This is a genomic window from Paenibacillus monticola (genome assembly GCF_009664975.1).
GTDB lineage: Bacteria > Bacillota > Bacilli > Paenibacillales > Paenibacillaceae > Paenibacillus_AQ > Paenibacillus_AQ monticola.
In genome coordinates, this window is sequence record NZ_WJXB01000010.1 from 1 (window position 1) to 16,753 (window position 16,753).

At 39.4% G+C, this 16,753-nt stretch carries 18 protein-coding genes, 1 tRNA gene and 1 pseudogene; 7 read left to right on the forward strand and 13 right to left on the reverse strand.

Going from position 1 to position 16,753, the window contains the following annotated elements; all coding sequences use genetic code 11:
* Positions 1-986, forward strand: a 986-nt coding sequence (locus GJB61_RS21530) for a transposase (protein WP_154121104.1), incomplete at its 5' end; no start/stop codon positions are given.
* Positions 987-1,527: 541 nt separating this feature from the next.
* Here GJB61_RS21530 and GJB61_RS21535 read toward each other — a convergent pair.
* The 4 genes from GJB61_RS21535 to GJB61_RS21550 form a co-directional block, all read right to left on the reverse strand.
* The gene (locus GJB61_RS21535; protein ID WP_154121105.1) at positions 1,528-2,460 is read right to left on the reverse strand and encodes a DUF4435 domain-containing protein; all 933 of its coding nucleotides are present in this window, start codon (positions 2,458-2,460) and stop codon (positions 1,528-1,530) included.
* A gap of 1 nt (position 2,461) precedes the next feature.
* Positions 2,462-3,793, reverse strand: coding sequence for an AAA family ATPase (locus GJB61_RS21540; RefSeq protein ID WP_154121106.1), 1,332 nt, complete (start codon positions 3,791-3,793; stop codon positions 2,462-2,464).
* Between the two features lie 150 nt (positions 3,794-3,943).
* Positions 3,944-5,677 (reverse strand): hypothetical protein, encoded by a 1,734-nt coding sequence (locus GJB61_RS21545; protein WP_154121107.1) that lies wholly within the window; start codon positions 5,675-5,677, stop codon positions 3,944-3,946.
* A gap of 50 nt (positions 5,678-5,727) precedes the next feature.
* Positions 5,728-6,861 carry a dsDNA nuclease domain-containing protein gene (locus tag GJB61_RS21550; RefSeq protein ID WP_154121108.1) on the reverse strand — a complete coding sequence of 378 codons (1,134 nt, stop codon included), beginning with the start codon at positions 6,859-6,861 and terminating at the stop codon, positions 5,728-5,730.
* A 279-nt stretch (positions 6,862-7,140) separates the two neighbouring features.
* On the opposite strand from GJB61_RS21550, the gene radC reads away from it, so the two are divergent.
* Complete coding sequence (radC, locus tag GJB61_RS21555) at positions 7,141-7,749, forward strand: RadC family protein (protein ID WP_154121109.1); 609 nt, start codon at positions 7,141-7,143, stop codon at positions 7,747-7,749.
* A 199-nt stretch (positions 7,750-7,948) separates the two neighbouring features.
* On the forward strand, positions 7,949-8,029 hold the full coding sequence (locus tag GJB61_RS31830; protein ID WP_229522250.1) for a helix-turn-helix domain-containing protein: 81 nt from the start codon (positions 7,949-7,951) through the stop codon (positions 8,027-8,029).
* Between the two features lie 25 nt (positions 8,030-8,054).
* On the opposite strand, the pseudogene mauJ reads toward GJB61_RS31830, so the two are convergent.
* The 3 genes and pseudogenes from mauJ to GJB61_RS21570 form a co-directional block, all read right to left on the reverse strand.
* Positions 8,055-8,672 (reverse strand): annotated as a pseudogene (mauJ, locus tag GJB61_RS32415) (methylamine utilization protein MauJ); the annotation flags it as partial.
* A 353-nt stretch (positions 8,673-9,025) separates the two neighbouring features.
* The gene (locus GJB61_RS21565; protein WP_154121111.1) at positions 9,026-9,817 is read right to left on the reverse strand and encodes a hypothetical protein; all 792 of its coding nucleotides are present in this window, start codon (positions 9,815-9,817) and stop codon (positions 9,026-9,028) included.
* Between the two features lie 478 nt (positions 9,818-10,295).
* Entirely contained in the window at positions 10,296-10,508 is a 213-nt protein-coding gene (locus GJB61_RS21570) for a helix-turn-helix domain-containing protein (RefSeq protein WP_154121112.1), read from the reverse strand.
* A 137-nt stretch (positions 10,509-10,645) separates the two neighbouring features.
* On the opposite strand from GJB61_RS21570, the gene GJB61_RS21575 reads away from it, so the two are divergent.
* A complete protein-coding gene (locus GJB61_RS21575) occupies positions 10,646-10,936 on the forward strand; it encodes a hypothetical protein (protein ID WP_154121113.1) in 291 nt (96 codons plus the stop codon).
* 91 nt (positions 10,937-11,027) lie between these two features.
* Here GJB61_RS21575 and GJB61_RS21580 read toward each other — a convergent pair.
* The 4 genes from GJB61_RS21580 to GJB61_RS21595 form a co-directional block, all read right to left on the reverse strand.
* Positions 11,028-11,113 (reverse strand) — tRNA-Leu (locus GJB61_RS21580).
* Between the two features lie 185 nt (positions 11,114-11,298).
* Complete coding sequence (locus GJB61_RS31835) at positions 11,299-11,733, reverse strand: WGxxGxxG family protein (protein ID WP_154121114.1); 435 nt, start codon at positions 11,731-11,733, stop codon at positions 11,299-11,301.
* Between the two features lie 65 nt (positions 11,734-11,798).
* Positions 11,799-12,485, reverse strand: coding sequence for a M15 family metallopeptidase (locus tag GJB61_RS21590; RefSeq protein WP_154121115.1), 687 nt, complete (start codon positions 12,483-12,485; stop codon positions 11,799-11,801).
* A 134-nt stretch (positions 12,486-12,619) separates the two neighbouring features.
* Positions 12,620-13,468 carry a pirin family protein gene (locus tag GJB61_RS21595; protein WP_154121116.1) on the reverse strand — a complete coding sequence of 283 codons (849 nt, stop codon included), beginning with the start codon at positions 13,466-13,468 and terminating at the stop codon, positions 12,620-12,622.
* Between the two features lie 102 nt (positions 13,469-13,570).
* On the opposite strand from GJB61_RS21595, the gene GJB61_RS21600 reads away from it, so the two are divergent.
* Both GJB61_RS21600 and GJB61_RS21605 read left to right on the forward strand, forming a co-directional pair.
* Positions 13,571-14,635: an LLM class flavin-dependent oxidoreductase gene (locus GJB61_RS21600; RefSeq protein ID WP_195724425.1), complete on the forward strand. Its 1,065-nt coding sequence runs from the start codon at positions 13,571-13,573 to the stop codon at positions 14,633-14,635.
* A 51-nt stretch (positions 14,636-14,686) separates the two neighbouring features.
* On the forward strand, positions 14,687-14,851 hold the full coding sequence (locus GJB61_RS21605) for a hypothetical protein (RefSeq protein ID WP_154121117.1): 165 nt from the start codon (positions 14,687-14,689) through the stop codon (positions 14,849-14,851).
* 12 nt (positions 14,852-14,863) lie between these two features.
* On the opposite strand, the gene GJB61_RS21610 is transcribed toward GJB61_RS21605, so the two are convergent.
* Both GJB61_RS21610 and GJB61_RS21615 read right to left on the reverse strand, forming a co-directional pair.
* A complete protein-coding gene (locus tag GJB61_RS21610) occupies positions 14,864-15,199 on the reverse strand; it encodes a YolD-like family protein (RefSeq protein WP_154121118.1) in 336 nt (111 codons plus the stop codon).
* Between the two features lie 281 nt (positions 15,200-15,480).
* Positions 15,481-16,029 (reverse strand): hypothetical protein, encoded by a 549-nt coding sequence (locus tag GJB61_RS21615; RefSeq protein ID WP_154121119.1) that lies wholly within the window; start codon positions 16,027-16,029, stop codon positions 15,481-15,483.
* A gap of 224 nt (positions 16,030-16,253) precedes the next feature.
* Here GJB61_RS21615 and GJB61_RS21620 point away from each other — a divergent pair, with 224 nt between their 5' ends.
* Complete coding sequence (locus GJB61_RS21620) at positions 16,254-16,742, forward strand: PH domain-containing protein (protein WP_154121336.1); 489 nt, start codon at positions 16,254-16,256, stop codon at positions 16,740-16,742.
* Positions 16,743-16,753 lie beyond the last annotated feature (11 nt).

Here is a 16,753-nt window from a genome sequence, read left to right on the forward strand (position 1 = left end):
CTGAACTCGGCGAAGGAACCGAATGGACCGGCGAGAAGTTAGAAACCGCCATTCAAAATCTGGAAGCTCGGCTCCAGGAGAAACCGAAAGATAAACCACTGAAGAAAGCGGTACGTCAGCTCCGCAAGGATCTGCTTCCGCGCCTGAGAAAGTACGAACAGTATCAGAAAACGCTGGGGAGTCGAAACAGCTTCAGCAAGACCGATTCGGACGCCACCTTCATGCGAATGAAGGAAGATCACATGCGAAATGGCCAGCTCAAACCCGGATACAATGTGCAGATTGGAACCGAAAACCAGTTTATTTTAGCCTACAGTCTCCACCAAAGGCCTACGGATACTCGGTGTCTGGAACCCCATTTCAAGAAGGTAAAACAGATGCTGGGGAAATTGCCTAAAACGCTTATCGCCGATGCAGGGTATGGAAGCGAAGAAAATTATGCTTATTTGGAAAAGGAACAAATCCAAGCCGTTGTTAAGTACAGCTACCACAAAGAGAAAAGTAAAGCCTGGAGAAGCCAGATCGGAAAGATCGAAAACTGGAGTTACGACGAGGAGCAAGATGCGTGGACCTGTAAGGCTGGACGAACGCTTCATTTTCGCTACGAGAGCAAAGAAAGAACGGAAAGTGGATACGAAATTCGTAAACGCCATTACCGAAGTGTCGGTTGTGAAGACTGTCCTCTGAAATCCAGCTGTACGAAGGCGGCGGGAAACCGGGAAGTCACCGTCAGTATGGAGGCCCTGCGTTACCGAAATCGGGCAAGGGAGCTACTGCGGAGCGAAGAAGGATATGCGCTTGCGGTTCGAAGGATGATTGAACCGGAAAGTGTGTTTGGCCAACTGAAGAACAACCGGGGATTCCGGCGTTTCCTGCTTCGAGGGTTGTCAAAAGTGACGCTCGAAGTCGGGTGGCTTTCGCTTGCCCATAACCTGCTAAAGCAGGCTACTACGGATCAAAAACGAAAACAAGCCATTCTCCAATAACCCGGAGACTGGCTTGTTTTTTTGCTTTGAAGGCTTTGAAGTGTCAAAAGACTGTCTCATACGTGAAAAATATCTTCTTTTGGGACAGCCTCTTTACTGTTGCTATGGAGGCCGAGGACGGGGGTCGAACCCGTACGGTACTCACGTACCGCAGGATTTTAAGTCCTGAAACAGGCTTTTAAACCATTTCTTAAAACCATAGAACTCTCGAATAAAAATCCTTTAACCATGCGGGTTAAAGGCACTTTTTTGTGTTCCTCATCTTCTAAGTCCGAGACGTGTCGGACAGATTTATGTTAGCAAAAATGTTAGCAAAGTGAAGGGCAGAAACTATATTTATCTGCCTTTTGTATGACGATTGACCCCATCGCTGCCAGTGGAACGACGGGGTTTTGTAGGTTAAGGAAATAACGGGGGACAGCCCTTTAGGACAAGGCTGTCTTTGAGTTTTATGTTTCAATGTCCGAGTGCTCTGCGGCACTCAGAAAGGAAAAAGTGTGACCATCTATAATACCTGAACATCGAACTAAAGTAATAATAATTAGTTAGCTATTTTATCTAATTCTTTACTTGTGCCGTAATACACACTGAGAACAGTTTCTTTAAACAGTGTTATATGATTTTCAATAGACCATTGAAGTAGGTCTTTGAAAAGCTTTGTGTTGACAAAGTCATAAGCTTCATAAGACAGGATCAAGGAATCTTCAATACTATTAAAGTCAGCAAGCATTCTATTGCTACTTTTCAAAGTTTTTTTAAACAGGATAAATATTATATTTGTTAGATCATGACCATTTACAAGTTGTTCTTCAGCGAAATTATTTTTAGACAACTCGTGATAATATAGTTTAATGTCATCACTACTAGCTAATTGTGGAGATCTACCTCTAGAGTAATTAATCACTGTTTGAATCATTGCTTCGTAACCTAGAAAAGACAAATCACTTTCCGAGATAAATTGCCTATATTTTAATTGATTTCCGTCTAATTCTTTTGGCTTAAAGACCAGTCCTAGACCATACATTTTATTAGCTAATTTCAATAATCCAATATGTCTTCCTAAATCAAATAGAATTTGAGAAACTTCGATTCCTTGATTAAATTTCTCAACCTTTTCTCTTCTACAATATAGATCTACTATTGTATTTAAAGCTGTAGATTTGATCATCATCACTTCAATATCATGAAAATCTGTAGTAAACAAATCTTTGATATCAAATTTAATATCTAATAACTTGGAGAAGTCTGAATCAATAATACCGACTTTCTTATCAAATCCTCTTGCTTCTAAGATACTTAGTGTTTCTTTTACTTTTTCGCAGCCCCAAGCTTCCTTTATTCGAATATTCTCACTCATAAATTTTCTATAGAGCTTATAATCCTTAATACCTTCGACAATCAAGTGATGACCTGAAAATGAGCTATCCTGCATAATTGAATTTGCTATTCGATCAGCTGTAATATATTCATTCAAACTACTCGACTCCTTTCAACTCAACTCTCAGATCCCAATTATTAGAGATAATATCGGGAGAATGAGTAGCAATTAGTATATCTAATTTATTTAATTTGTGAATTTCATTGAGATCTGACATGAATTGATTTTGCCAAGAAATATGCAGAGAAATTTCAGGCTCATCTATAAGAATCAGAGAATTTTCTTTTGTATTAAATATTAATCGATAAAAGAGAATAAGCTCATTTTTTTCCCCCGAAGAGAGTTTTTCTATTGGAATATCTTGATATGTCCCCAATTCATTTTGAATTACTGTAGATTTAAGTAGGAACCCTTTTTCTTTATTTGTGAATAATTTTTTGTGTTTAAATCTAGAATTTATAATTCTTAAGAGAAGAGCAATTTTCTCTGACATATCATTAAATATACTCAACTTATCAAAACTGTCTTCTATATATAACATTAATACATCTTTTACTACTGCATCGGGATTATTAATTTTCAGTAAATTCGAGTCTTTTTCTGTCTCTATTAGACCCACCTTGTCCATTAACTCCCTTTTTTCCTCAAGCTGATTTAGTCTTTTATTTAATTCTTCATCAGTAATACTATTCTCTCTTTGCTTTAATTGACTAACAAGCCTATTAGGATATGTCCTATCCAATTTTGAAGAAAGATCAGTTGATTCGGCCAATTTCGATTTAATTCGTTCACTAATTTCATTTGAGTATTTTCTGACAGTATCAACAGGATTTATTTCATGCTCGTCTAAGACAAAAATCCTCTGAGTTTCAATTATTGTAACATTTATTTTGTCAAATCTAGAAGCAAACCAATCCGGCGCATCAATAATTTCCGATCCGATTTTATAGTTTAAAGGTACTTCATTTCCGTATTTTTCAACTAAGCCTTTAGCTGTATATATTATTCCAGATCTGGTATCTTCCCATCTATTTGGAGTAGGTCTTCTGATATAACCTAGTATTCTTCCAATTTGAGTCGCATGTTTCATGAAATATTGTGGATCTAAATTAGTTGATTGAATTAAAAATTTACTCTCAGAATGATTGTCACCAAGTAACACTAATAAATTCTCTGATTGTTCATCATCAATTTCTTTTTTCACAGTCCAAATTACTTCATCTTCAAATTCAAAAATAAGTTCATCAAAGGTAACTGAGTTAAAATAATAGAAATTTTTATTGAAAAAATTCATAATCATTTCAAGTATTACAGTTTTCCCCAAACCATTTTCACCAATAATTATAGTGATACCACGTTCATTATTAATATTAATATTGTGATTAAAAACTCCAAATAAATTCTTTACTTCAACTCTACTTAATTTCATATCATACCCACCTTCACTAATTTAAAATAAAATTATATATAATATGTACCTATGAAAGATTCTATGCAATCAAAAATATAAAGACAATTTCTGATATTTGATATTATGAAGAGGTTTTTATGTTATATCCATCATTCTGGATTTTTGAGCTTATTCCCTTTTTGGCTCTAACTCTTGTTCTTCCTTTTTCTGATCAAGTAGATTTAAAAACTTAATATGCTCAGTATAGTTATCTTTAGTCAAACATCTTTTATATTCCATTAATCGAACCACATTTGCCGCAGTTTCCTCAGCTCCGGTCAATCTTTCAGTCCCTACAACTACCTGACCTCTTAAATCCATAAGCAACTCCAAAGCTTTATTGATATTATCTAAATTCTCATCATCCTGACCTTGTTGATTAGGGGTATCAATAACAAGCCATTTAAAAGGATTGTCTGAACGGTCTAAGTTATACAAATAAAGCGATATATAATAGGCATAAATAACACGAGGCAGCTCGCTTCCAGTATGTTTTAAAACGGGCAAAAAATTACTTAACTTCACATTATTCCCCTTTAATTCCAAACTCTCTAATAATGTACTCATAAGCATTATAATATTTTTCGAAATATTATTTCTCCTAGTCCCAGATTCAATACCTTTAATACTATTTTGTGTTGTTTCCTTTATTCCAAGATACTCATTTCTTTCATTCTTAATCTCCTCGATTTCCAACCGACTTGTATTAATCAAATCATTTTTACCTTCATTTTTTAGGGTGTTTATTGCATTCGTGTTCTTTTCAAGTAAGCGTAATTCTTGTTTTATTTTTTTATAATTAAAATCAATATCAGTTGATCTATTTTGAAATGACTCTATTTCTCGTTGCAGCATTTCTAAATCGACGATTGCACTTGTGAGGATATTGGTTGCAGTTTGAACATCTTTAATAAGTTCTGACTTTTCAGAAATTTCGTTTGGATGAACTACTCCACAAAATGGGCAAGTAATAGAATCTTCTAAATTTGAAGCAAATAAATGATCTGCTACAAGTTCCTCTGAGTACTTATTCAAAGCACCAATAACCAACTTTTTTTCATATTCTTCATTCTGAAGCTGACTTATTTGATTACTTATTGATATCCTCTCTTTTTCTAGAGAGGTTAACTGATCTAATATCCGATGACTTTTCTCGAAATCATCATCTATTGTGTTTTTATCATTTAGAATTGAGTTATTTTGTCTTTCCCTTAGCAAAATATTTGATACAAATTCTTCAACAGTTTTGATTTTCAACTCGATCTCTCTAATTAATATTCGATATTTCTCCAATTTTTTTCTTAGCATGAAATACTCTTCATTTTGATAGCCAACTATGTATTTAATTATTTGTCTTTCCCAATTTGGCACATATGATAGTTTGTCGAAACTCTTTGCTATAGAATTCCATCCCTTGTCTTGATCAATGTATTGAAATGAAAAAATGTAGGGAGGAGCAACAGGCTTATCATCTCCATTTTTTGTAATCCAGGTAACATTTATATCAAACAATTCTAAGAATTTAGCCGAGAACTCGGAATAAGTGTATGTTCCTATGTGCGATACCGTCTTTAAATCTGCCGAACTAGAAAACAGAGTGTATAAACCATCCATTCTTTCGACCAAAAAGAAAGAATCCCCAATACTAAAAGATATAATTGATCTCTTGTTCAACCTTTCCCAATCTTCATCAAACTTTAATTCACAACCCAATGAATAAAAAATCGTCTTTATTAAGGACGATTTTCCAGTTTTATTTTTACCAATAATGATATTCAACCCTTTAGTTAAGGGAACTTCAATTGAAGATTCTTCTGTTTTACTTATTATTATTATCTTTCTTATCATTAGTTCGTTGCTCATTAAACTCACCTTCTTTTAAAGACTTGAGCCGTAAATTTCGAATAAGCCTTTTATACGTCACTACTTTGGCCTGATAAGATCGTTTCATAAAACACTCCTCTTAACACCATAGAAGTAGCTTCTTGGTGAATGTGTTGTTTTAGAAAAACTTCAACCAGATTTTCTAACAATTCATTTTGTATAGCAAAATCGTCGATTAAAATAAAGTTTTTCTCAACTAAATCATCAACTTCTTGTATGAAGGCACGGATAATATCTTGATATAGTGCATCCGAAATATCTAGATTTTTTTTATGATGCTTCTTTAGACCTTTCAACATTGCATTTATTTGAATAATAGATAAACTATTTTTCTTTAAGTAATTTTCAATTGAATCATACACTTCATCGTGTTTTGGAATCGAATTGAATGTTTCTTCCAATTCATTGAAAATGTCTGAGGAGATTCCCTTTTTCATTTTTAGTTCCTCGTAACTTATAGGAGTCCTAATGATTGTTCTCGTTTTCTTTCTTACGGAATCCATGATATTAGTGAGTAATAGATATCCGCTTTTCATATCTAAATTAAATCTACTGGCTACTTCAAAAAAGACCCCTTTAACTTGTTCAACGTGCCCTTCTAACGACAATGGACTTTTTGTGAAAAAAGTGTTTTGGATAAATCTATCAATTACAATATCAAATTTCTGTTGATCCATTGTCGGGTACTCGACTTTAACGTAATTTTTGATTTTCATATATAGTGCTAAATTTTCTTTTTTTAGTTCTTTTTTATCTTTAACTATTGATTGCCATTGAAGAATTTCATTATCGAATTCTGCATTGGAGATAAAATGACAACTACTACATTCTGAAGAAAACTTATCAAAATTATAGAAGATGAATCCTAAAAAGGAATTTTTGTAACTACCATCTTTTCTTTTGGTTTTCTGAAACAACGAACTTAGTTTCCACTCTTCCTTAGTATCTGTTGTTTTTACTTGATAAAAGTTCATGTTAGTAGGTGAAGGGCTATATTCACTTTCTGCCATATCATCATGAAACTCGCAGAATATTAAGAACGGTTTTTTATTTTGAATGTTGTCCAGCATGTGGTAAAGAATCCAATGCGCCTGATACTCAAAACGATTGTACGAATCCGAACCTGCTTTTTCTCTCAAATTTAAGTTTAGTATATTCTGCATAACTTCCCCCTGCCGTTACAGGATTGACCTTACATGCGGCTAAAGTACTAGATTCGACGTCTTCCGGCATTTTCCTTTTTTTTATTAAATTGATAAATTCGTTCCGACCTTTGATTAATCCTTCCGTAATTCCTCTTTTTTAATTTACATATTATACTCCTGATACCTATGCAGATAGGTAGTCGTCGCGAGAGGCTATCATGTAATACGTAAATGCCGAACACAATCACATGTGTTCGGCATTTTATTTCAATCCCAAATTATCAGGAGGCATTTTGTATGAACAATTACCGCAACGAAGACCTTAAAAAGCTAATTTCCGAATCACTACGTGAGCGCCAAGATAGCTATATCATCCAAGAACTATTTCAACAATTCCCAACAACAATCGAACTAATGGATGCCTCAGAGCAGCAATTGGTCACTATAAAAGGCATCGGTCTTGTAAAAGCAAAACAAATTACCGCAATGCTGAAATTGGCAAAAGCTCTTACCATTCCTGCAAACGATCCTTGCATCATTCAGAGTCCCAAAGATGTATTTAATCTACTAGAACCGGAATTCAGATATCAAACAAAGGAGCACTTCACCTGTCTTTTCTTGAACACCAAGAATCACTTGATATTTCGGGAGGTAATTTCAATAGGCTCCCTGAACGCTGCAATCGTTCATCCAAGAGAAGTATTCCGCGCAGCGATCAAACGTTGTAGTGCATCTCTTATATGCGCCCATAATCATCCCAGTGGTGTCTCGACACCAAGTTCAGAGGATGTAATTCTAACGAAACGGCTTGTAGAAGCAGGGGAGATCATAGGCATAGAAGTGTTAGATCATGTCATAATCGGAGGTCGACAATTTTATAGTTTAAAAGAACACGGGCACATCTAGTAGCCTACAAAATAATATCTTTATTCAGCAAATCAGTACACACCGCACTAATTCTGCACTATATCCGTTAATATCCCTACTATATTCTATTGAGATCATTCTGAAGAAAGTCTATCGTTTTATTGGGAAGAAGGGAGACAGAATGAAAAACACAGAAGAAATTGGTGAAAATATTAGATTGCTTAGACATAGAAGAGGAATGAGCCAAGAGCAACTTGCCCTAATTGCAGGAATAAATACATCCTACATTGGGCAAATCGAACGAGGAGAGAAATTCTGAAGTTATCTTCGTAGTTATCAGCAGCTGCAATGGGCTCACCGCTAATAATATTAGAATGTGCTATGGCGCATCTTCCAGAGTGATAAAAATGTTCTCCCAAATTTAGGATGCCCTCTTGCTTCAATTGCTCAACCTTACTTTTGCTTTTGACGAGTTTCTCAATATTGTTATCTATCCACTCTTTTTGTTCTCTTCCCGTTTTATAGATCATATTAATAATTTTAAAATAACTCAAAAATTTATAAAAAATACTATTTGAACTGAACGCCTCTCTATAAATTCCCAAAGCGATTTTTTGTTCATGTGTTGAAGCAATTTGTCTATAATTAGTTAAATTAATACCTCCACCTACCCGTGCAAATTTACGAAACATTACGTTAGTAGGCGTCTTATTACTTGCCCACCCACCTCCAGCAATAATCTCTACTCTCGATTGATACAACCAGCAAATCTCACTTAAGAATCTTCTAGAAACTTCGTTCGCTAATTTAGCATTTTCTTTAATTGTTTCAATAAATAAGTTGTGACCTTCTTCTGAGCTACCTTGTATTACTTCTATTTTATATGAGTCATATCTGATAATATATTTTTGTTCACATAAATCTAAACTCGTATCAAAACAAGTACAAATCCAAACCCTCATAGTAAACCTCGCTTTTCAAGTTTCCTCGGTAAGTATGTGATTTACGTATTTCAATGGGATAGGTCAGTAGCGTAAAGCTACTTTGAGACTTTTCATAGTGTATATATGTAGGGGACGAAGTATTACACAGAATGTTTCTGTATTTTTGACGCCCAGCGACTGTCAGGTATCTAGTAGCCTCTACGCCCTGAATCTCTGGCTGCCGAACAAAACGCGCACCATTAATTTTGATCAACTCTGCCCTATATCCCTCCACAATGTCGCAATGGTCCATCATGTACCCAACAGGACTCCAAATCTCTCCGATACCAGAATGAAATCTCTCGGATTGCGCCAATGCAGCCACAAATAAATCACTGTCTGTGAGGAGGACTTTGTATGAATTCATCCTCATTTAACTTCTCCTTAAACTGGTAAAGAATATTATCAAGTGTTTCAATTAATGCCTCTCTTTTCGGGCCATCATTATTTCCTACGATCTCCATAACCCCATCTTTTATTTTATTACACATAGCAACAGTGGCAACCATCATCGTGGATAATATGAATATCACAACAAATAAAGACAAGTTAAGATTAATAGAGTAATTATTTGTTTGCTTCATAAATTCAGGAATGTTTTCCTCTAAGTTAAAGTGAGTATAGGCTCGAGTTACCAGTTGTGTAATATTGGGGATTGAAATTGCCAGCAATATCCCTGGAGCCACCAAAGGAGGAAGTTTTTTCTTCTTTTCATCTTCACAGTAACTATCTAATAGTTTTTCTATCTTCCACTTTGAATAGATTCCATTTTCAATAAGATATTCGGTAATTAAGTGGATTTGCATTTCTGATACAATTGATTGCCATTGCTTGGGTTTTGTATTTATAGAATAATGCCGTTTCAAGACTTTCATTGCTTTGTATGCCATTACTTGATTTAAACCAAATAGGCTGAAAATAAGGACCACTGTAAGAGACAAAGAAACTATCAACCAATTAGGGATTGAAAATATAAACAATATAGATAACCCAGTAGATATTGCTCCAGCCAATGATGTATAAACTATTAATAAATAAAATTTATGAAAAATTGGCATGTATGTGTAAATTAATGCTTTGCCAGAAACTGAAGATTTAAAGTATTTAAAAAGTTTATCCTTCAATTTGCACCTCAAACAACAATAGTATTTAACCATGTTTAATATAATCCATTTGGAACATTATGTATATGAGCACTATCATTACTGATAAGGAACTTTTCCTGATAGAAACTAGATTATATCCAGTATTCTAGTGTTCAATCTCTACTGAGGTTATTGTAAGAGTAAAAATCCTGAGGTCTAATCGACTTTGTAATGCAATTCTGGAATCTGAATTTCAAAGAAGCTGTAGCTTTTCTACTGGAGAGTGAAACTCCACGCTTCACTCCTCTCCCGCGAACCCAAAAGCATTTCGAGCATTCCAGCAGCGGTTCGAAATTGAAGATGAAGACTCTCTTCTCCACTTTCCTAAACATCATAAAGTTCAGTTACTCTTTTTCTTATTGAAAATAGCTTATCAATATATGGAGGAAATCAGATTCCATTATAAAAAAAGAGAGCACCCTTTAAGGCACTCTCACAACTGCTCCTGCGTAGCAATTTATTTGTCCGGGCTATATTCAATCAATTCCGACAACTTGCATTGAAAAGTATCACAAAGCTTAAATAACGTCTCTAGCTTAATAGTCTCTAATTGGGTTCCTCTGTACAGCTTATTGATGGAATTTCGGCTTAGTCCAGATTTCTCCATTAATTCGGTAATGTCGTCTATCCGATGTTCAGCCATTAGAATTCTTAAATTGCTTTTCAACAAGAAGTTCCCCCTCCAGCTTTTATGTATGATAATTGCAGACGACTGATTGCCCTTATAGAGTTAAAATTTAACTTTACAATTAACCTCACGAGGTTATATAATAACCTTGTAAAGTCAACAGCTTGGAGGTGTCAAGTTTGTATGAATCTTTAGAAACTTTAACCGATCCACTGATCCGCATTCGGCTTGAAGGAATGTACCGCGAACTGTCCAACACCGACTCTAACTATAAACTTCTTGTACTGGAAAGCGATGAGTTCTTCCAGCAACTTAGGAGTGTTCTCCCGGAGGATCAGCAAAAGGCTTCATTCCTGTATGAGGATGCCCAGTTATCGCTTCAAGCAATTCTTGAACGCTCCATCTATCTGCAGGGATTTAAAGATGCACTTTATCTATTCAATGAACTACAAATTTCTTCACATGGTTAATTCGATCTTTTATTTGCAATATCCTTTTTCTAACCGAGGTACAAAAAAAGGGCTCATTCAACTGAATGTGCCCTTTCAATGTTAATATGGATGCCGAGGACGGGGGTCGAACCCGTACGGTACTCACGTACCGCAGGATTTTAAGTCCTGTGCGTCTGCCTGTTCCGCCACCCCGGCATATAATGAAGGCGATGAAGCGTTGTTAACGCGACAAGAAATATAATATCACGTATCTTGAAAAGGTGCAATCCTCTTTTATCCAGAAAATTTATTTTTTCCTGAAATGTAACTGGAATGATGCTGTAATGAACACACAAAGACCCGTTCCAGCCAGGGCCGATACGGGTCTTTGCAGAGCTGAATTATTTATTGTCTTCTCTAGTTCTGCTTCTCATTCCAGCCAGACCTAGCAACCCAACCAAACCGAGCCAGCCCCAGTTGGAGTTATTATTATTATCGTTAGCATTGGTGGTTGTGCTTGTGGCCCGATATCTGCCAGTTGTCCTATCATTGGACAGCGGTGACACGGTACTATTATTATTGCCAGTACGCACCTTGTCGTTCATGATGGTGTCATTTCTGTTCGTACCTGTCGTACCGTTCATCATATTGCCTTCTTGATTCATCATACGGGTATCGTTCCCCATATTGTTCATTCTGCCATCGGTCGTCCCTGTTCTTCCTTGTGTAGTACCGCCCATACCTGCCGTTCCGGCTGCATTGGATGCGTAACCGGCTCCCATTAGGCTCATTGATAATACTGTGCAGCAGACAAGGCTTGTTATCAGCTTATTCAAGATGTAATGCCCCCTTTGTGAGTTATCGCTGATAATTTCCCCATACACAGTAATATCTATACACCCTATTTCGTCGCGATATTCACGGTCTTACTGACCGCATCATAAGTGACCTTAGCGCCAAGCGCTTCAGCTAGAACACGCAACGGTGCATAGGTAGTGTCGTTATCGAGAACACCTTCCGTAAGCTTGAGGCCATTGAGAGTTATGGTTATTTTAATGTCTTTATTCACCTCGTCGTCACCTCCATGAATCCGGCTTAAGGCCTCTTTCTCCTGCTGTGCTGTAGGCCGCTTGCCTGCTCGGAGCTGGTCGGTCGTCAGCCCAAATGTCATCTGCAGATGAGAATAGTCTTGAAAAGAGGTCCAGTCACCGCCCCATTCAAACCCCAGCTGTTTGGCCTCGGCCACAACTTCCTGCCAGTCCGCCGTCTTATCTTGGTCTCCATCTCGTTTCATGTCCCAGGAGACAGCTTTTCCGTCCGGCAGCAGTAAAGCGAAATCGACCGCCAGACCGTAATTATGATAGCTGCTGCCTCCCCGGGCATTGGTGATAATATTTCCCGGTTTACTTCTTCCCTGTGCGTACAACATATTCTGCTCGGCGAACGTCCGCATCCCTTGGGTAATGACAATGGGTATACCCTTGGTATAACACCGCTCGATCAAAACATTCGTCCCGGCCAACAAGACCGGATGGATGGAGCGAAGATTCGCCGTCGACTTGCCCCAGACCTGCTCCAACGTCAGCATATTATCACCCCTTGGTACAGTAGATGCCTCGGTGATTCGCTCTGCTTGTACGCATACCCCCGTATTTCCAGCTAAATCACAGATTAAAGAGCCATGCTCTTTTTTAAGAACACAGCTCCATAATACATCTATATTTATTTCAAAAAAGTTCCCTGACGATATTCGCTAAAAGCCTCCGTAATCTCTCTTTCCGTATTCATCACGAACGGTCCTCTGGCGACTACCGGTTCTTTAAGGGGTTCACCTGCATACAGCAATAGCCGTAGCGGATTAATGGCAGTGATGTCAATCTCGCTTGTTCCACTGCCGCCTTCTCCTAACCACAGAACCTGGCTTTGCGAAGCTATCTCGTTATTTTGCCCAAATGTCCCACTGCCTTCGAGCACATAGATGAAACCATTGTAACTGCCCGGCAAATCCTGCGTAACCGTAAAGCCCGGTTCAATCAGCATCTCTACCATCGTTACAGGAACATAATTTAAGGTGGAGGAGACAGTATCCTTGGACGAGCCGGAAAAAACCTTAATCGTCGCTCCCTTTTCTTGCCGGATGGGCATGGCTTCACTTTTTAGATTTTGATAACGCGGCTTGGTCATTTTGTGCTCTCTGGGCAGGTTCACCCATAGTTGAAGGGATCGCGCGATAAGTCCCTCTGAAGGTACTTCATTATGCTCAACTCCGCTTCCTGCTGTCATCCACTGCACATCCCCGGGTCCGAGCACTCCGCCTTCACCGCTATGCGTGTCATAATGCTCAATCTGCCCAGCGATCACATACGTTACCGTCTCCATTCCCCGGTGGGGATGGAGGTCAAAGGAACCCTTCTGAAATTCATCTTCCATCATCAGTAGGAAAGGATCGTTCTTCGCCCAATTCCCAGGTTCAACGACTGGCCCCGCTGCATGGATCGGACTCATTGACTTCAGAATGACATCTCTTACTTCGCTAATACTACGTTTAGTTGCTGCCTTCAAATGTCCCATATAGATTCTCCTTTGACAAAATTGGATTTCACCGCTTATAATGTAACTATATTATTATTATATACTATATTTTATATAGTAACATAAATGGAGGGAAATACAATGACCGATTGGACAAATAATATGGAAATAGGAATCAGTACTTTTTTGGAAGCTACACCGGACCCGGTGACAGGAGTGGTCATGAGCCATGCCGAGCGCTTGCGTGAGGCCGTTGAGGAGATCGTCTTGGCCGACCAAGTCGGTCTGGATGTCTATGGCATTGGGGAGCACCATCGGGCTGATTATGCAGGGAGCGCACCCGCTATAGTATTGGCAGCAGCCGCTGCCATGACCACGCATATAAGACTCACTAGTGCTGTTACCGTGCTGTCCTCAGATGATCCGGTTCGTGTCTATCAACAGTTCTCCACCCTTGACGGCATTTCGAATGGTCGGGCCGAAATTATGGCAGGTCGAGGTTCATTCACGGAATCCTTTCCGCTGTTTGGATATAGTCTGGATGATTATGATGAATTGTTCGAAGAGAATCTGGAGCTGCTGTTGGCCATCAGAGCTTCGGAGAAGGTGACTTGGCGCGGCGGTCATCGTCCGGCAATTCATAACCTCGGTGTCTATCCCCGTTCTGTTCAGAGCCCACTGCCAGTGTGGATCGCAAGCGGTGGAAATCCAGAGTCGGCGGTGCGGGCTGGAACACTGGGCCTTCCGATTGCCTTGGCGATCATTGGCGGAATGCCTGAGAGCTTTGCACCATTAGTCGCTCTCTACAAGGAAGCCGCAGTGCGGGCTGGTCATGATCCTGCCAAGCTACAGATAGCTACGCATTCGCACGGTTTTGTCGGAGAAACAACCGAGCAGGCTGCCGGCCTATTCTACCCTTCAACAGCGGCTCAAATGAACGTCATCGGACGCGAACGGGGTTGGGGGCAACGTTATGACCGCGCAGCTTATGATGCCGCACGCAGCCTACGGGGTGCCCTTTACGTCGGCGATGCCGAATATGTCGCGGAGAAGATTATTTTATTGCGCAAAAATCTAGGGGTTACCCGCTTCTTCCTGCATGTGAATGTCGGCACCATGCCGCACCGTGAAGTTATGCGCGCCATTGAACTACTTGGCACCAAGGTCGCACCTATCGTGCGCAAGGAGCTTGCTCGGAACGACTGAATGAATTCCGCACACAAGGGCAAAATGAGCCTGAAAGGTGGGACAAAGACTATGGAAACTCTCAATAATGATTACAAATTCGCTGCCCTTGGCGAACAAGAGGCCGCGGTTGAAGTTATTCGGAATGCCGAGGCTGCACTGGCACAGCTGACCGGCAACCCTACGGTTACGTTAATTGCTTATGAAAAAAGCGGAGCCACCCACTCTAAGGAATAGAGCAGACCTTCATTAGACGATATAAGCCTCAATAATATTATCTACTTCAATCCATTTCCATTCCTCCGCCCACTGCAGCTTAAACTCGCGCGAGTGGGTGTGGATGGAAGTTACAAACCCGCTCATCAGCTTATTCTCAAAAGGATCGAACAGAACAACCGTCACCCGAACATGGCTACGCAGTGACAAGGCGAGCGTACACTCAATTTCCTCCTGCTTCTGCTCATCCAGAATCGGTTGGACACGGCGCAGCGTTTCCCGTTCATCACTTATAATCCGGATTTTGTGCTCCGGCAGCATCATGCGGCTGCCCTCCCACAGTCCGTTTCCCTCCTGCTTCTTGCCCATTCTCGTTCCTTCTTTCCATTGAGATACTTTCAATCTATAGTATGCGAACGTATGTTTGTATTATATCCACTATGCAGCTAATTAATCAATAGTGAATAAATGACAACCAAGAATAAACGGCTTCGCCGTCCTTTTAGGGATGGCGAAGCCGTTTATTCGAGAAATAGAAGGATAAGTTATTGTGTGAAACATATAAATTCTTATATTTACAAAAAAAGCGCTGACAGATTCACTGTGCAGCGCCTTCTTTTTATCTACTGAGATTCCCCATAGCTATTCTTCTATTTCTCAACCTTCTGTGTTTCGTCCTCAGGCTTCATGAGTCCTGCAGCTTCCCGCGCTTCGTTGAGCTTGGATATTCCATACAGCATCGCTAAATCAGCTTTCTGATTTAGGTCATTGAACTCCTCAGCGGATACGTCGTCGGAATCAGCACCCTCAGAAGCTTCTTTTTTTAGAGAATACGCACTATTAAAAGCGATTAGAGACTCCTGAAGCAAATCCCGAATCTTCGCAGGCAAGCTGGTTGGAATCTTTACTTCCTCCGCCTGATCCGATATATCAGCTGCGGTACTCTGGAATTTGTCGATTGCCTTCTCCAACTGCTTGTCCGTCACATCCCCAGTCGAATATGAAGTGAGAGTCGTATTAAACGCCTCTAAGGATGACTTCCCTAATTGTTCAATCTTAGACATTTCATTGTAGTAATCCAGTACGGATGCCTGCACTTCTTCCTCCGAAGCAGTCGCCGTTGTAGCCGGTTCATTACTGCTGCAGGCGCTAAGCACAGCAAATACTATTATCAATCCTATCCATAAGGCTCTTTTCATTTTATATCCCCCCACCTAATAGGATAATGTGGGTTTTTGTAAAGTGCAAATGAAATTTATGTAAAGTGAGGAGATTTGAAACAAATTTCTGGCATAAAGCGTATTCATTGACAGACACTGAGGTTATTTAGTGAATCATAGGATTAAATGGCGGATTCATTGGTGACTGGAAATCGCTGTTATATTATAATAATCTCATATGTAATCAGGAAAGGAAGATACCCATGCCTTATTGCACAGCCTGTGGAGCAGAAAACAAGCAGGGCATTAAATTTTGTGGACAATGCGGAGCAAGCATCGTAGCGAATGCTCCAGCAGCAGCCCCCCGTTCGAGAGCTGCAGAAGGATCCAGTCATGAGATTGTACTCTGGGAGGGTAAACCGGCCGGCATCTCCGACCGACTTAAAGGACTCATAGGTCTTAATACAACTAGCTACAAGATTACCAGCCAGAGAATCATGGTGAAGACCGGACTTATCGGCAAAAATGTCGAAGAAATTGAGCTGTTGCGGGTACGCGATTTATCCGTTGCGCAATCCATTATGCAGCGCATGCTCGGTATCGGAACGTTAACGGTATTCTCTGATGATACCTCAGCGCCTCAGCTTCTTTTCAAAAAGATTCGTGATGCCCAGACGGTTAAGGACGTTCTGCGCAAAGCGGTTCGCGACGAGAAGATCGCCAATAACATCAGCTACCGTGAACAGATTTAACCACAAACAGT

Coding starts and splice junctions, on each gene's coding strand:
- GJB61_RS31830 (WP_229522250.1), top strand. CDS start 7,949: ATGAGCCAAGAGCAACTTGCCCTAATTGCAGGAATAAATACATCCTAC.
- GJB61_RS21600 (WP_195724425.1), top strand. CDS start 13,571: ATGACCGATTGGACAAATAATATGGAAATAGGAATCAGTACTTTTTTG.
- GJB61_RS21540 (WP_154121106.1), bottom strand. CDS start 3,793: ATGAAATTAAGTAGAGTTGAAGTAAAGAATTTATTTGGAGTTTTTAAT.
- GJB61_RS21545 (WP_154121107.1), bottom strand. CDS start 5,677: ATGAGCAACGAACTAATGATAAGAAAGATAATAATAATAAGTAAAACA.
- GJB61_RS21550 (WP_154121108.1), bottom strand. CDS start 6,861: ATGCAGAATATACTAAACTTAAATTTGAGAGAAAAAGCAGGTTCGGAT.
- GJB61_RS21605 (WP_154121117.1), top strand. CDS start 14,687: ATGGAAACTCTCAATAATGATTACAAATTCGCTGCCCTTGGCGAACAA.
- radC (WP_154121109.1), top strand. CDS start 7,141: ATGAACAATTACCGCAACGAAGACCTTAAAAAGCTAATTTCCGAATCA.
- GJB61_RS21620 (WP_154121336.1), top strand. CDS start 16,254: ATGCCTTATTGCACAGCCTGTGGAGCAGAAAACAAGCAGGGCATTAAA.
- GJB61_RS21590 (WP_154121115.1), bottom strand. CDS start 12,485: ATGCTGACGTTGGAGCAGGTCTGGGGCAAGTCGACGGCGAATCTTCGC.
- GJB61_RS21615 (WP_154121119.1), bottom strand. CDS start 16,029: ATGAAAAGAGCCTTATGGATAGGATTGATAATAGTATTTGCTGTGCTT.
- GJB61_RS21595 (WP_154121116.1), bottom strand. CDS start 13,468: ATGGGACATTTGAAGGCAGCAACTAAACGTAGTATTAGCGAAGTAAGA.
- GJB61_RS21610 (WP_154121118.1), bottom strand. CDS start 15,199: ATGGGCAAGAAGCAGGAGGGAAACGGACTGTGGGAGGGCAGCCGCATG.